General features: G+C 40.1%; 11 protein-coding genes, 16 tRNA genes and 2 rRNA genes. 6 read left to right on the top strand and 23 right to left on the bottom strand.

What is annotated here, in order from left to right; genetic code table 11:
• Positions 1-57: 57 nt before the first annotated feature.
• From ACIQVU_RS07115 to ACIQVU_RS07105, 3 genes are all read left to right on the top strand, one after another.
• A complete protein-coding gene (locus tag ACIQVU_RS07115) occupies positions 58-747 on the top strand; it encodes a B3/B4 domain-containing protein (RefSeq protein ID WP_340807474.1) in 690 nt (229 codons plus the stop codon).
• A gap of 14 nt (positions 748-761) precedes the next feature.
• Complete coding sequence (locus ACIQVU_RS07110) at positions 762-1,271, top strand: hypothetical protein (protein ID WP_340807475.1); 510 nt, start codon at positions 762-764, stop codon at positions 1,269-1,271.
• A 270-nt stretch (positions 1,272-1,541) separates the two neighbouring features.
• Entirely contained in the window at positions 1,542-3,128 is a 1,587-nt protein-coding gene (locus tag ACIQVU_RS07105) for a catalase (RefSeq protein WP_340807476.1), read from the top strand.
• A gap of 119 nt (positions 3,129-3,247) precedes the next feature.
• Here the strand turns inward: ACIQVU_RS07105 and ACIQVU_RS07100 are convergent, their stop codons facing one another.
• Both ACIQVU_RS07100 and nagB read right to left on the bottom strand, forming a co-directional pair.
• Positions 3,248-4,153 (bottom strand): S66 peptidase family protein, encoded by a 906-nt coding sequence (locus ACIQVU_RS07100; RefSeq protein WP_402894558.1) that lies wholly within the window; start codon positions 4,151-4,153, stop codon positions 3,248-3,250.
• Between the two features lie 76 nt (positions 4,154-4,229).
• Positions 4,230-4,943, bottom strand: coding sequence for a glucosamine-6-phosphate deaminase (gene nagB, locus ACIQVU_RS07095; protein WP_340808621.1), 714 nt, complete (start codon positions 4,941-4,943; stop codon positions 4,230-4,232).
• Positions 4,944-5,120: 177 nt separating this feature from the next.
• Between nagB and ACIQVU_RS07090 the strand changes: the two genes are divergently transcribed.
• Entirely contained in the window at positions 5,121-5,867 is a 747-nt protein-coding gene (locus ACIQVU_RS07090; protein ID WP_340807478.1) for an arylamine N-acetyltransferase family protein, read from the top strand.
• A 38-nt stretch (positions 5,868-5,905) separates the two neighbouring features.
• On the opposite strand, the gene ACIQVU_RS07085 is transcribed toward ACIQVU_RS07090, so the two are convergent.
• The 3 genes from ACIQVU_RS07085 to ACIQVU_RS07075 all read right to left on the bottom strand — a co-directional run bounded on the left by ACIQVU_RS07085 (position 5,906) and on the right by ACIQVU_RS07075 (position 8,814).
• Positions 5,906-7,000: an S-layer homology domain-containing protein gene (locus tag ACIQVU_RS07085; protein WP_340807479.1), complete on the bottom strand. Its 1,095-nt coding sequence runs from the start codon at positions 6,998-7,000 to the stop codon at positions 5,906-5,908.
• 90 nt (positions 7,001-7,090) lie between these two features.
• Positions 7,091-7,780: an ABC transporter ATP-binding protein gene (locus ACIQVU_RS07080; protein WP_402894554.1), complete on the bottom strand. Its 690-nt coding sequence runs from the start codon at positions 7,778-7,780 to the stop codon at positions 7,091-7,093.
• A gap of 2 nt (positions 7,781-7,782) precedes the next feature.
• The gene (locus tag ACIQVU_RS07075) at positions 7,783-8,814 is read right to left on the bottom strand and encodes an ABC transporter permease (protein ID WP_340807480.1); all 1,032 of its coding nucleotides are present in this window, start codon (positions 8,812-8,814) and stop codon (positions 7,783-7,785) included.
• Between the two features lie 385 nt (positions 8,815-9,199).
• Here ACIQVU_RS07075 and ACIQVU_RS07070 point away from each other — a divergent pair, with 385 nt between their 5' ends.
• Complete coding sequence (locus ACIQVU_RS07070) at positions 9,200-9,364, top strand: hypothetical protein (RefSeq protein ID WP_340807481.1); 165 nt, start codon at positions 9,200-9,202, stop codon at positions 9,362-9,364.
• A gap of 241 nt (positions 9,365-9,605) precedes the next feature.
• Positions 9,606-10,976: a catalase gene (locus tag ACIQVU_RS07065; protein ID WP_340807482.1), complete on the top strand. Its 1,371-nt coding sequence runs from the start codon at positions 9,606-9,608 to the stop codon at positions 10,974-10,976.
• A 333-nt stretch (positions 10,977-11,309) separates the two neighbouring features.
• Here the strand turns inward: ACIQVU_RS07065 and ACIQVU_RS07060 are convergent.
• The 18 genes from ACIQVU_RS07060 to ACIQVU_RS06975 form a co-directional block, all read right to left on the bottom strand.
• Positions 11,310-11,391, bottom strand: a tRNA-Leu gene (locus tag ACIQVU_RS07060).
• A 47-nt stretch (positions 11,392-11,438) separates the two neighbouring features.
• Positions 11,439-11,512 (bottom strand) — tRNA-Cys (locus tag ACIQVU_RS07055).
• An 8-nt stretch (positions 11,513-11,520) separates the two neighbouring features.
• Positions 11,521-11,595 (bottom strand) — tRNA-Gly (locus ACIQVU_RS07050).
• A 6-nt stretch (positions 11,596-11,601) separates the two neighbouring features.
• Positions 11,602-11,676, bottom strand: a tRNA-Gln gene (locus ACIQVU_RS07045).
• A 9-nt stretch (positions 11,677-11,685) separates the two neighbouring features.
• A tRNA-His gene (locus ACIQVU_RS07040) sits at positions 11,686-11,761 on the bottom strand.
• Between the two features lie 33 nt (positions 11,762-11,794).
• Positions 11,795-11,870 (bottom strand) — tRNA-His (locus ACIQVU_RS07035).
• A 12-nt stretch (positions 11,871-11,882) separates the two neighbouring features.
• Positions 11,883-11,956: transfer RNA gene (locus ACIQVU_RS07030), tRNA-Trp, on the bottom strand.
• A 14-nt stretch (positions 11,957-11,970) separates the two neighbouring features.
• Positions 11,971-12,054 (bottom strand) — tRNA-Tyr (locus ACIQVU_RS07025).
• Between the two features lie 7 nt (positions 12,055-12,061).
• Positions 12,062-12,137 (bottom strand) — tRNA-Thr (locus ACIQVU_RS07020).
• A 10-nt stretch (positions 12,138-12,147) separates the two neighbouring features.
• Positions 12,148-12,223: transfer RNA gene (locus tag ACIQVU_RS07015), tRNA-Phe, on the bottom strand.
• A 15-nt stretch (positions 12,224-12,238) separates the two neighbouring features.
• Positions 12,239-12,314, bottom strand: a tRNA-Asp gene (locus ACIQVU_RS07010).
• A 27-nt stretch (positions 12,315-12,341) separates the two neighbouring features.
• Positions 12,342-12,416: transfer RNA gene (locus tag ACIQVU_RS07005), tRNA-Met, on the bottom strand.
• A gap of 27 nt (positions 12,417-12,443) precedes the next feature.
• Positions 12,444-12,519: transfer RNA gene (locus ACIQVU_RS07000), tRNA-Val, on the bottom strand.
• A 19-nt stretch (positions 12,520-12,538) separates the two neighbouring features.
• A tRNA-Glu gene (locus ACIQVU_RS06995) sits at positions 12,539-12,613 on the bottom strand.
• A gap of 24 nt (positions 12,614-12,637) precedes the next feature.
• Positions 12,638-12,729, bottom strand: a tRNA-Ser gene (locus tag ACIQVU_RS06990).
• A 5-nt stretch (positions 12,730-12,734) separates the two neighbouring features.
• Positions 12,735-12,811, bottom strand: a tRNA-Asn gene (locus ACIQVU_RS06985).
• Positions 12,812-12,827: 16 nt separating this feature from the next.
• Positions 12,828-12,943: ribosomal RNA gene (gene rrf / locus ACIQVU_RS06980) — 5S ribosomal RNA — on the bottom strand.
• A 117-nt stretch (positions 12,944-13,060) separates the two neighbouring features.
• Positions 13,061-13,201 (bottom strand): 23S ribosomal RNA (locus tag ACIQVU_RS06975); the annotation flags it as partial.

Raw genomic sequence — 13,201 nt, 5'->3', positions numbered from 1 at the left:
TTATTTCCAACTCCTTACATGGTACAATAGTAAAAATAGATAAAGTAGGTGATGTTTTTGGAAATTTCGATTAATCAAGCTCTTTTAGCACAACATCCTGAGCTAAAAATCGGCATTATCCATTATACCAAAATTGTTGTGGCAGAATCGCCTCAAATGATTAAAGGTCGTATACAATTGTATCAGGAAAATCTCTTTCTAGAAATGCAGAACCAGCCTGTAACTCAGCGTGAAGGGATTGCAGAATGGCGACAGCTATGGAAAAAGCTTGGGGCTGATCCAAATCGCTATCGTCACTCAGCAGAAAGCTTAATGCGCCGAGTTAGTAAACAAAATTATTTAACACCTTTTCATTCAGGTGTTGATATCAATAATTTCTTCTCATTACAATACGAGATTCCTATTGGTCTCTATGATATAGCACAACTAAAAGGGAATGTGGAAATAGCTCTAGGTGATGAAGAAACTGGCTATGAAGGCTTAAATGGTCGCTTTAATTCATTAAAAAACATTCTCTACAGTCATGATGACATCGGAGCATTTGGCTCACCTTTTGTTGATTCTAAACGTACAGCCGTTTCAGAGGGCACAACTGAGGCATTACATATTTTTTATTTACGACCATCCTTGTCAGCTGAAGCAGCGAATGAGCTTCTTGCAGTGGCAGGTAAAATGTTTCGTCAAATTCATGGCGGTGATTATCAAATCGCCCTCTTATCAAATGATGCACCATCCACAACACTATAAAAGGACGTGTTTTCATGATTAATCTTGCAGAAGCTGTAAAACTAAAAAGTATTTTAGGCAAGAAAATTCAAGAGCTTGTTGAGGAATTACATCGCAGCGCTTTTGTTACAGTAGAAAAAGGACAAGCACCTAAAACAAGTAATCGTGCCCTAGCCATTATTGAAGCGGAGTTAGCACAAGTTCGCCGAGATGCCCGTACATTAGATCGTTTAGTCTATGAAGCAAATATTCAAAACTTTGTAGATTTTAAGGGCGAGCAGCTAGCATTAGTGGAAGCCATTGAGCTAGCAACACAGCTACGTGCTGAGGCAGAGCTCTGTAAAGGCTTTAGCATGCGCGAAAAAGAAAGCGTACGACTTGGCTATGGTGAAAATACGGTGCTTTATGACATCGCCATGTATGAGCCTGACGTATATCGGGAGCGTGCAATTCAGCTTGAAAAAGATGCACATAAGCTATCTAATCTAATTAATGCTAAAAACTATAGTATACAGCTTAGCTTTGATGATTCTCGTTATTTCTAAGCTCGGGGCGGTGAGACTCCAAACCGAGTTGGATGTGCTGTTTTCAACCTTAGCTATGGAAAACCAATAACAAGTGACCTGTTACTGTATGACCAATGACTACTCACCAACCATAGGCAATGGCCATACTCAACCAACTTGGAAAATTATTTGAAAACGCCATCCAAAGGCTCTCTTACATCTTGCATGTAGGAGAGCTTTTTATTTTATGTCTAATTTGCCCCAATAACGGACAATATAGAATTATCTATAAAGAAAGAGGGGCATATTATGACAAAGCACAATGATTCAGCACATGAGCAAGATACAACATTGACAAACAGACAAGGGCATCCCGTCACAAACAATCAAAATCTACGAACAGTGGGTAATCGTGGCCCTGCAACACTTGAAAATTATGATTTCCTAGAAAAAATGAGTCATTTTGACCGTGAAAGAATTCCAGAGCGAGTCGTGCATGCTCGTGGTGCTGGCGCACATGGTTATTTTGAAACCTATGGCACTGTGGGCGATGAGCCAATTTCTAAATATACACGTGCAAAGGTTTTTCAGGATAAAGGAAAGCAAACACCTGTCTTTGTGCGCTTTTCTACGGTTATTCATGGTGGTCATTCCCCCGAAACATTACGGGACCCACGAGGCTTTGCTGTAAAGTTTTATACAGAGGATGGCAACTGGGATTTAGTCGGCAATAATTTAAAAATCTTCTTTATTCGTGATGCGCTCAAATTCCCAGATATGATTCATGCCTTTAAGCCTGACCCTATTACAAATATCCAAAATGTGGAACGCTTTTTTGATTTTTGTGCCAGCTCACCAGAAACCTTCCATATGGTAACATTCGTCTACTCGCCTTGGGGCATTCCAGCAAATTATCGCATGATGCAGGGCTCTGGTGTTAATACGTACAAATGGGTGAATCATGAAGGAAAAGCCGTTCTTGTGAAATATCATTGGGAGCCGCTTCAAGGTATTAAAAATTTAACACAAAAAGAAGCAGAAGAAATTCAACAAAAAAACTTTAATCATGCTACACAGGATTTATATGATGCCATTGAACGTGGAGAATATCCTGAATGGGAGCTATATGTGCAAATTATGGAGGATGGTCCACATCCTGAGCTTGATTTCGATCCATTGGATGATACAAAGCTTTGGCCAAATGATCAATTCCCATGGTATCCTGTTGGCAAAATGGTGTTGAATAAAAACCCTGAAGATTATTTCGCTGAGGTAGAGCAGGCAACTTTCGGCACTGGTGTACTTGTCGATGGCTTGGATTTTTCAGATGATAAAATGCTGCAAGGTCGCACGTTTTCTTATTCAGATACACAGCGTCATCGCGTAGGCGCAAACTATTTACAGCTACCAATTAATGCACCGAAAAAGCGTGTCGCAACAAATCAAAGCGGTGGACAAATGATGTATAAACGCGATCTAGCACCTGGGCAAAATCCACATATTAATTATGAGCCTTCGATGTTAAATGGCTTAAAAGAAGCTACACAAGCTGGGAAAGAATATACACCATATGTAGAAGGAAACCTTGTGCGTGAGTCCATTGATCGTCAAAGCAATACAAAGCAAGCTGGGGAAACTTATCGCAACTTTGAGCAATGGGAGCGCGATGAGCTACTCGCAAATTTAATACGTGATTTATCGGTTTGCCATGAGAACATTCAAAATGCCATGATTGCTCTGGCAGAAGAAGCCGATGAAGAATACGGTCGCCTATTGAAGGAAGGATTGCATAAAGCTCGCAAAAATTCCAGCGCTTCAAAGCCACTTGGCAATACGAATGGTAATCAAGCCCCCCAAGACGCTGTTAATAAAGGGCATGATGCTGAGCCTTATTAAAGATAATGAATACTATCCGCTAATTGAAGGTGTTCTCCTTTGATTAGCGGATTTTATATTGATTAATTTCAATGTTGCATTGAGTTCTATCCGTCACTTTTAAGATTCTATCCACCAATTTAGCCATAAACCCCAGGTAAAATTTTCAATACTTTCTCCTGCGTGTCTAAAATAGCATCTGCTCCTAATGGAATGGCGATATTTGTTGTTTCATGTCCAATTTTAAACCCTGCCATCACTGGAATAGTCAAATCTCCAAAGTATTCTTGCATTACTATATGTAATACTGCTTTATCTGCATCTGTCTGTGTAAAGGAGCCAATTACAACACCTGCTAGCTGTTCTAGCTTCCTTGCTTGTTTTAATTGCTGCAGCATTGCATCGATTTTAGGAATTGTTTCTCCGCTCTCCTCCAGCAATAAAATTTTGCCATCCGTGCATATCTCAAATTTAGTCCCTAATGTGTTAACAAGTCGTTGCAGATTCCCACCAATTAGTTCTCCACGTGCAATACCCTCTGCAATTACTGTTAAAGGGGAAATTGCCTCTGTATACTGAATTTCCATTGGTGAAAATAGCTGGAAAAACATTTTCTTTGATAAGTCATCCAGCTTACTAGCTGTTATTAGCATAGGTCCATGGAATGTTACTAAATTGGCGTACTCATTAATTGCACAATGCAAATATGTTACATCCGAAAATCCCCAGAAAATTTTAGGATTTTCCTCTAATAGAGCATAATCAATTTTTTCAGCAATTCGTGCGCAGCCGTAGCCTCCAGCTATACAAAAGATCGCCTTCACCTGTGGATTTTTCACCATCTCATGGAAATCTGCTAATCTCATGTCATCATTACCTGCTAAATAATGGTGCTGTGTATAAATAGTATCACCGACAATATAGCGAAGACCTAACTCATCTAAAAAAGATAGTGCGTTTCCTAGTTTTTCGGGCTCTACAGCGCTAGATAGAGCAACAACACCTACTAAATCGCCCTTTTGTAAATGTGGTACGGTCGTTTTCATATAAACTCCTCCTACTGTTCTCCCTACAATAAATAAGCAAAGACTTCAGCGATAAGAAGCCTTTGCCCTTTTATAGTTATTTTGTTCCCCCATAAATAACCGTAACATTTGGATGCGTTACTAATTGGCTTGCTGGGAAATCTTCTGTAATCACGCCGCTTTTCAATTTTTCAATAGCATCTAGCTTTTTCTCACCAAAGGCAATTAAAACAATTTCCTTTGCCTTCATAATGGATTGAATACCCATTGTAATGGCATGTGTTGGCACTTCAGAAGGATCATCAAAGTAAATCGCATTTTCTGTTTTTGTGGATTCTGTCAATTCAACAATATTAGTCATAGAATCAAACGGAGTGCCTGGTTCATTAAAGCCAATATGACCATTCACGCCTATCCCAAGAAGCTGTAAATCAATGCCTCCTGCTGCTTCAATACTAGCATCATAAGCCGCACATTCAGCAGCTAAATCCTTTGCCTTACCATTCGGTAAATGGATATTTTGAGGCTGAATATCTACTAAATTAAATAAATTCTTATGCATAAATGTCCAATAGCTCGCTGGACTTGTATGATCAAGCCCCACATACTCATCTAAATTAAAAGTTTGTACATCCTTAAAGGATAATTGTCCTGCTTGATGCTGTGATACTAGCTCTTTATACATGCCTACAGGTGAACCGCCCGTTGCTAACCCTAAAACACTGTTTGGCTTCGCCTGAATTTGCTTAGAAAAAATATTTGCAGCAACTTCACTCATTTCCTCATATGTATTAACTTCTATCCATTTCATATTATTTCTCATATATACCTTCCTGACGTTTATTGTTTTAACTAAAATAGGTAACAATAGCTAATATATTAATTTTACAAGTTATTTAATTATTTTTCTATTATTTACTTTCAAATATTATGCGTGTATTCTCAAGTTATTTCGGTTATGTTATTAATAAGGAAGTGAGGCGATTTGATGAATACACAGATTCAACAATATTTACAGCATATTCGATTTCAAGGAACTTTAGAGCCAACAATACAATTACTTGGACAATTGCAAACTCGACATTTGCTGACGATTCCTTATGAAAATTTAGATGTTGTGTTAAAACATAGTATCTCCTTCGCCATTCCTGATTTATTTCAAAAAATTATTATTGAACGACGTGGCGGTAATTGTTTCGAGCTGAATATTTTATTTAGCTGGCTTTTGCGGGAGCTTGGCTTTTCGGTAACGAATCGCTATGCACAATTTTGGCGTAATGTAACAGAAAATACACCTCCTGAAGAAATCCCAATGCATCAGCTATTACTAGTAAAGAATGCTGGACAATCTTATATTTCAGATGTAGGTGTTGGTGCTTTAGCGCCATGTAAGCCTGTACCATTAGTTGCTGGCTATCAGCACCGAGAAGGCAGAGAACTCTATAAAATTGAGTATGATGAGGCAAATGGCTGGATGCTTTTTGAGCAAATGAAGCATCATTGGCGTTTACTGTACAGCTTTCATAATGATGCAAATGATGCGAAATTCGCACCACGACTATCCAAACAAAAAAATAAAATTGCGATGATTCGAACACCTTATGGCCGTCATACAATGTTCAACAATGAATTTAGAATCTATGAAGGGCAATCCCTTACAACCTATACAACACAAACCGATCAAGAATGGCTCCAAGCGCTTCAGCGTTTTTTTCATATCTCCTTACAGCAATAAAAAAGGGGCTCCAATAATTTTGAAGCCCTCTAAAAATATTACTTTAGCGTGCGATCAAGCAGCTCATAAACGACCTTGTCATTATGTAGCATCTTCACTAAACCGACATTATCTACATAATAATAAGTATCCACACCATCCGTATAAATTGATGTTATTTCAAAAGCGATTGCACCTGTATATTGCACTTCACCAGCTTGCACTGTATCATTCGTTGATTTAACCGTTATGCGTGAACCCATAGTAACTTTCGGTTCATCCTCATGTTCAATAACCCCTATTCTAAGTGGTGTTTGAATGTATAAATCATAATGTGAAGCATAATCATCATCAGTAACCAAAGCTTCACCATATACGTCAATACCATTATATAAAAGCTCATCATAAACGCGTTTTCCCGTATTTGCATCAATAACTGTCCAAACATCATTTTTGCCATCAAAATGATCGTATTCATAATTTAACGTATGGCGTTTATGATCACCTAGCGAATAGTAATTATACGTGTAAATAAAGCGACGATCTTTTGCTAGGTTTGGCTTCGCCAGCGTCATCGCTCGCGCTAAAAAGGCTGAAAAATGCGCACGTGTTAACGGTTGATTTGGTTTAAATGACCTATCACTATAGCCCTTGACGATATGATTATGAGCGACTACTAAAATCGCCTGATAGCCTGGCGTCTGCTTCGTCACATCTGTAAAATAATAATGCGAGTCATTCCCCTTTAACTGAAAGGCTCTTTGCAATACAATCGCCATTTCTCCTCTCGAAAGTGTTGCATTCGGTTTAAAATTTGGAGCTGCTTTAAAAATGCCCGCATTTTGTACTGCCGCAATTTCTTTATAATATTTATGAGTAGTTGGTACATCCCGATAATTTGGATTTTCTATCTCCACTGTATTTAACCCTAATGCACGTGTTAACATAACCGCAACCTGTGCTCTCGTGACATAGTCATTTGGCTTAAATATATTATTTGGATAGCCCTCTATAATACCTTGCTCCACTAAATAGTCAATTTCTGTCGACAATGTTTCATCTGTTAAATCTCGAAAACTTGCTGCCTGTGCTTCCTTTGGTAGAAAAACAACCAGTAGTACAAGCAAACAAGCCACCTTCAAAATATTCTTCATATTCTCCCTCCTCTACAATTACTCTTTACCCCAATGACATAGAAAATACTACAATTATAAAAGATATAATTGTAGTATTTATGGTTAAGACTAGTATAGGCTATTTGATAATACAGCACCATCACTTATTTTAATAATACGATCTGCATAAGCTAACATTTCTTCGTCATGCGTCACCATTAGTGTTGTAATTTGTAATGTTGCTGTTAATTCTCTTAGCAATAACATAATTTCTATAGAACGCTGTGAATCTAAGCTGGCTGTTGGCTCATCTGCAAATAATATTTTGGGTTGATGTATAATAGCACGTGCAATAGCAACACGCTGCTTTTCACCACCCGATAATACAGCAGGATATGCTGCTGTGCGATGTGACATGCCTACTAATTGCAAAAGGCGATGTACTTCTGATTTTTGTTGATACTTGTTTAATGGTGATTCGGCAATATCTAGCATTAATAGTAGCTGCTCCTCCACTGTCAGAAATGGCACAAGATAGGAAAACTGAAACACAAAGCCAAATTTGCTGGCACGTAATTTTCGCATCTGCTCCGCATTCATTGCTGTAAGATTTTGATCTTCAAATAACACTTGCCCATCTGTTGCGGATTGTAGCCCAGCAGCTATTGTTAAAAGCGTGCTTTTTCCTGAACCTGATGCACCCACTAATGCTGTAATTTCTCCTTGTTTTAAAGTAAGGTTAATGCCCTTTAAAATTTCCTCCTCAACTTCACCATTTTTAAATGTTTTTCTTACATTATCCATTGCAAATAATGTCATCATTAAGCCTCCCCTTGCTTTATTGCTTGTAATGGTTCAATCTTTTTAATTTGCAACCCTGACAGTGTAGCTCCAATAAAGCCGATTATTAAAAACACGAGTGATAATTGAAACGTTGTGCCAATTGTTAATGTAAATGGCATTCCTTTTGGGGAAATAATACTGAATAGTTGACTCAAACTACTCGATAGCACTAGTGAAATAACTGTAATAATCATCATCTGCATCCAAATCATTTTAAATAATTTACTTGTCTTTAAACCAATTGCTTTTAAAATGCCATACAAACCAATTTTTTGTACATTCATCATATAGAAGAAAATTGCAAATAGCATACCGCTAATTACTACTAAAAACCATATAATCATATTTAACGATAGCTGTTCCGCACTATAGCTTGGAATTGTGTGAAGAAATTCTTTATTGCTATACGCTTGTAACCCTTGAAATTCTTTAGATTTGCTGTTTGGTAAATAAATCAATTGCATCTCTTGTACACGATACATTTCTTCATATGCCTCTTTACTTATATAAGCAACAGGCGCATGGCTATATTTCTTTTGCTCAATAAAACCTTTTACAATAAATTGACCACTATATTGCTGACTTGTTACTATTTCTCCAACTTGAATGCCTTTATCCCGTAATGAGCTATCTAAAAATATTTCATTTTGCTGTACATGCTGAAAGAATGGTGATTCTGTAGAGGTTACAAAAGCAACACTTTGCTGTTTATCATCTTCATTGTTTAAAAAGCCCATTTGAATTGAAAAAGCTACTGCCTCTTGTTCCTTACTAATAATTTCCCGTTGAAGTTCCTGATCAATTTTTGACAGGCTAAATGTGTCATCTGCATCATCAGTCATATAAAATTGCCCCTTCGGTAAATCTTTAATAAAAGCTGCATTATCTTGTGACAGACCATTTGCCAAACCTGAAATAATAAATGTTAAAAAACTAACTAAGAAAATAATGGAGCCTAAAATTAAAAACCGTATTTTATTCTTCTTAATGTCTTTCCAAGCAAGATTCATTACTAATCCCTCCACTTTTAAACTACTCACAGCTTAAAACTGTTACATGAACAGAACATGAACTCCTTATTAAAAAATAAAAACCACTCTAAAGAATAAAACTATTCTTATCAAGTGGTTCTTATACTAAAGCCTTTCTTATTTTTGTGAAGTGGGCTTATAAATAAAAGATACTTTCCTTTATTCGGATCAATACCTTTAATTTTCCTATTTACATTCGCAAATGGAAGCTTGTCAATTGCTTCCTCTATCATTTTGCTTAATTTCCGAACTTTTATTCCTCTGCCCTTCCTTAGTAGATAAGATGTTGTTTTGTTAACTCGGTAGCATCTTATAATCAGGGCAACAGGTATGCTTCTAAAGATGTAAAGGAGGAATTAAGTATATGGAAAAAATTGAACGAAAACAGCAAGTAAAGAACATTATCTACATCATTAAACACAATCTGGCAAAAAATGATGATGAAACAGAGCAATTTAACAATGAAAATCAACAAATATCTCTTATATGCTTTATATCTTATCGTAGCGAAACACCTACTCACGGCTAAATTGTGAAGGACTTTCATAGCTGACTCTAAATGCCACATTAGCGTCAGCTACTGGCTCAGGTATTTATAGTTGTCATTCTTGAAAGTGGCAACGTTACTCATATTTGCGATAACGAAGAAGGTCCTGCTCCTATGCAGGCTTTTACTACGGTGACAATTGCTCGCTGTGTTGGGGGCACAGTCATAACAACCTACAACAATACATATACATTGGGAGAATATAGATATGGGAGGTAGAGGAATGGACGACAAGAACGCTCATGATCAGACGAACAATCAAAGTTGGCAAGGCGGCTCACATTCGTCGCGCTACTCGCAGACGGTAGGGGAGCGTGGTCCGATTCTGGAACAAGATACCATGCTACATGAAAAAAATGAAACCTTTATCCATGAAACAATTTTAGAGCGCCCCTTGCATGTGAAAGGCTTTGGAGCCTTTGGCTATTTCGAAACATTTAACTCGATGGCAGCCTATACAAAGCTTTGTTTTTTGCAGCAGCCAGGTCAGAAAGTTCCTGTTGCCGTCCGATTCTCACTGGCGGCAAGCAACAAGGGAACGCCAGACACTTCACGCAATGTGCGGGGCTTCTCGACTAAATTTTATACCGAGCAAGGTATCTTCGACTTAATATGCAACCATCTTCCCGTGTTTACGGTGCGTGACCCAATGCGGTTTGTAGAAACCGTCAGCGCCTTCAACCCATCGCCTGTCAACAACTTGATGGATCCCAATCGGTTCTGGAGCTTCTATGCGAACAATCCCGAGGCGACGCATTTCGTGCTGCAACTGTACTCCGATCTAGGGACGATCAAGAGCCTCCGCCACATTCCGGGTTACAGCGTAAGTACCTATGTTTGGAAGAATGAGCAGGGAGCTCGTACTTATGTAAAATACAACTGGATTCCGCTAGCCGGCGTGCAATATATCGATAGTCAGGAGGCAGCGCGACTTGCCTGCGAAAATCCAGATTACGCTGGTAAGGATCTCTATGACACAATTGCTCAAGGAGTACCAGTCGAATATGGGTTGTACGTACAGCTTATGAATCCACAAGACGAAGCCTCACTGCCATTCGATCCGCTAGACGATACAAAGGTATGGGATGCACAGCAGTACCCGCTGCTACCAGTCGGCAAGATGGTATTGAACCAAAATCCCAATAATTATAAAGAACAGGTGGAAAAGCTGGCCTTTTCCCCGTCTAATATGCTGGAGGGCGTCGAGTTTTCCTTCGATAGAGTGCTTCAAGGTCGTTCCAATATCTATACGGATTCACAACGTTATCGATTAGGACCGAATTTCCGTAGCATACCGATCAACCATCAGGCGAACTGGAAGCCATCAGACGAGGTAACGAGCAGCATGGGCAGCTATGTGGCAGGCCGGCTCGAACGCACTGCACCTCCAAAAGGTGATGATTTCACGCAGCCAGGGCAATTTTACAACTCGCTAGCGCCTGTGCTTCAGGAGCATTTAGTCCACAACATTGCCTCTGATCTTGGGGCTGCCTCTCCAAAGCTGCAACAGATTGTGTTAGGTTATCTAACCCAAGCAAGCCCAGAGCTGGGAGAACGTGTTGCCCGACAAATTGGGACTAAAGGAAAGAGGTAGTACCTGTCTAATCGTCAAACAATAGAGAAACCCAAACGTCCTGAAACAAAACGCTAGCCTTTCTCGAATTCCGACTGCCCTCCGTTTATAAAACTGAGGGCATATTTTTATACAATCAGCTACTTAAAAACATTTATCGAAGAAACCTACTACTTAAGCAACATATTCTAGTTTGCATACGAGTAACTCCCTTTCATACATATATTGAGCGTGAGTGGATGTTAAGCTTATCTATAGCATCTAGCATCTTCAGTCAATACCGTGAGTGTAATAAACAAAATAAAAAAAGTTCATCAGAGATAATCTCTAATGAACCATTATTAGTTAATTTGATACCGGTGGTCGGGGTCGAACCGACACTCCAGAAGGAACACGATTTTGAGTCGTGCGCGTCTGCCAATTCCGCCACACCGGCATAATAAAGATAAAAAAAATCGGATAATCCGATTAGCAGTAAAAATATGGAGGCGGCAACCGGATTTGAACCGGTGATAAGGGTGTTGCAGACCCGTGCCTTACCACTTGGCTATGCCGCCATCATATTTGGAGCGGAAGACGAGGTTCGAACTCGCGACCCCCACCTTGGCAAGGTGGTGTTCTACCACTGAACTACTTCCGCATAAAATGGCTGGGGTACTAGGATTCGAACCTAGGCATGACGGAATCAAAATCCGTTGCCTTACCGCTTGGCTATACCCCAACGTTAAAATGGGGCGACTGATGGGAATCGAACCCACGAATGTCGGAACCACAATCCGATGCGTTAACCACTTCGCCACAATCGCCATTATTATAATTGCTATTAATTTTATATTTGATGGGGCGACTGATGGGAATCGAACCCACGAATGCCGGAACCACAATCCGGTGCGTTAACCACTTCGCCACAATCGCCATAAAATTAATTGGCAGGGGCAGTAGGAATCGAACCCACACCAAAGGTTTTGGAGACCTCTATTCTACCGTTGAACTATGCCCCTATAATCAATAAAGCTGGTGGAGGGGGACGGATTCGAACCGCCGAACCCTAAGGAGCGGATTTACAGTCCGCCGCGTTTAGCCACTTCGCTACCCCTCCGGTAAGATGGTGCCGGCTATAGGAATCGAACCCACGACCTACTGATTACAAGTCAGTTGCTCTACCTGCTGAGCTAAACCGGCATAACAAATATGGTGGGTCAGGACGGAATCGAACCGCCGACACTTAGAGCTTCAATCTAATGCTCTACCAACTGAGCTACTGACCCACATGTTAAAATAAATGGCGGTCCCGACCGGGATCGAACCGGCGATCTCCTGCGTGACAGGCAGGCATGTTAACCGCTACACCACGGGACCATTTGATTGCTTTCATCCATAAAAAATTGGTTGCGGGGGCCGGATTTGAACCAACGACCTTCGGGTTATGAGCCCGACGAGCTACCACTGCTCCACCCCGCGACAATAATATGCATTTAGTAAAAATAATGGTGGAGGATGACGGGCTCGAACCGCCGACCCCCTGCTTGTAAGGCAGGTGCTCTCCCAGCTGAGCTAATCCTCCATCTGGGTATTAAATAAAATGGTGACCCCTACGGGATTCGAACCCGTGTTACCGCCGTGAAAGGGCGGTGTCTTAACCACTTGACCAAGGGGCCTTCGTTTGGAATAAATCAAAGTGCTGGCGGAGAGTAAGGGATTTGAACCCTTGAGACAGTGTTAACCGCCTACACGATTTCCAATCGTGCTCCTTCGGCCACTCGGACAACTCTCCAAGAATGGCTCCGAAGGCAGGACTCGAACCTGCGACAACCTGATTAACAGTCAGGTGCTACTACCAACTGAGCTACTTCGGAATAATTTTAATATACAGCCTAGCGACGTCCTACTCTCACAGGGGGAAGCCCCCAACTACCATCGGCGCGAAAGAGCTTAACTTCCGTGTTCGGGATGGGAACGGGTGTGACCTCTTTGCCATTATCACTAGACTATTTAAAAGACAAGATTTATTATAACAGGTTTTGTTATCATTGCAAGCTTTTTTTAAAACTTTCTTGTTCTTTCAAAACTGGATAAACGGTGCATTGAATTGCGTCAAACTGGTTTTGGTTAAGTCCTCGATCGATTAGTATTCGTCAGCTCCATGTGTCACCACACTTCCACCTCGAACCTATCTACCTCATCGTCTTTGAGGGATCTTACTTACTTGCGTAATGGGAAATCTCATCTTGAGGGGGGCTTCATGC

The organism is Lysinibacillus sp. NPDC098008 (genome assembly GCF_044760715.1).
Lineage (GTDB): Bacteria > Bacillota > Bacilli > Bacillales_A > Planococcaceae > Lysinibacillus.
Note: the sequence above shows the minus strand (reverse complement) of the source record. Positions and strands in the feature narration are given on the sequence as shown.

Coding starts and splice junctions, on each gene's coding strand:
- ACIQVU_RS07110 (WP_340807475.1), top strand. CDS start 762: ATGATTAATCTTGCAGAAGCTGTAAAACTAAAAAGTATTTTAGGCAAG.
- ACIQVU_RS07105 (WP_340807476.1), top strand. CDS start 1,542: ATGACAAAGCACAATGATTCAGCACATGAGCAAGATACAACATTGACA.
- ACIQVU_RS07100 (WP_402894558.1), bottom strand. CDS start 4,153: ATGAAAACGACCGTACCACATTTACAAAAGGGCGATTTAGTAGGTGTT.
- nagB (WP_340808621.1), bottom strand. CDS start 4,943: ATGAAATGGATAGAAGTTAATACATATGAGGAAATGAGTGAAGTTGCT.
- ACIQVU_RS07090 (WP_340807478.1), top strand. CDS start 5,121: ATGAATACACAGATTCAACAATATTTACAGCATATTCGATTTCAAGGA.
- ACIQVU_RS07085 (WP_340807479.1), bottom strand. CDS start 7,000: ATGAAGAATATTTTGAAGGTGGCTTGTTTGCTTGTACTACTGGTTGTT.
- ACIQVU_RS07080 (WP_402894554.1), bottom strand. CDS start 7,780: ATGACATTATTTGCAATGGATAATGTAAGAAAAACATTTAAAAATGGT.
- ACIQVU_RS07075 (WP_340807480.1), bottom strand. CDS start 8,814: ATGAATCTTGCTTGGAAAGACATTAAGAAGAATAAAATACGGTTTTTA.
- ACIQVU_RS07070 (WP_340807481.1), top strand. CDS start 9,200: ATGGAAAAAATTGAACGAAAACAGCAAGTAAAGAACATTATCTACATC.
- ACIQVU_RS07065 (WP_340807482.1), top strand. CDS start 9,606: ATGGACGACAAGAACGCTCATGATCAGACGAACAATCAAAGTTGGCAA.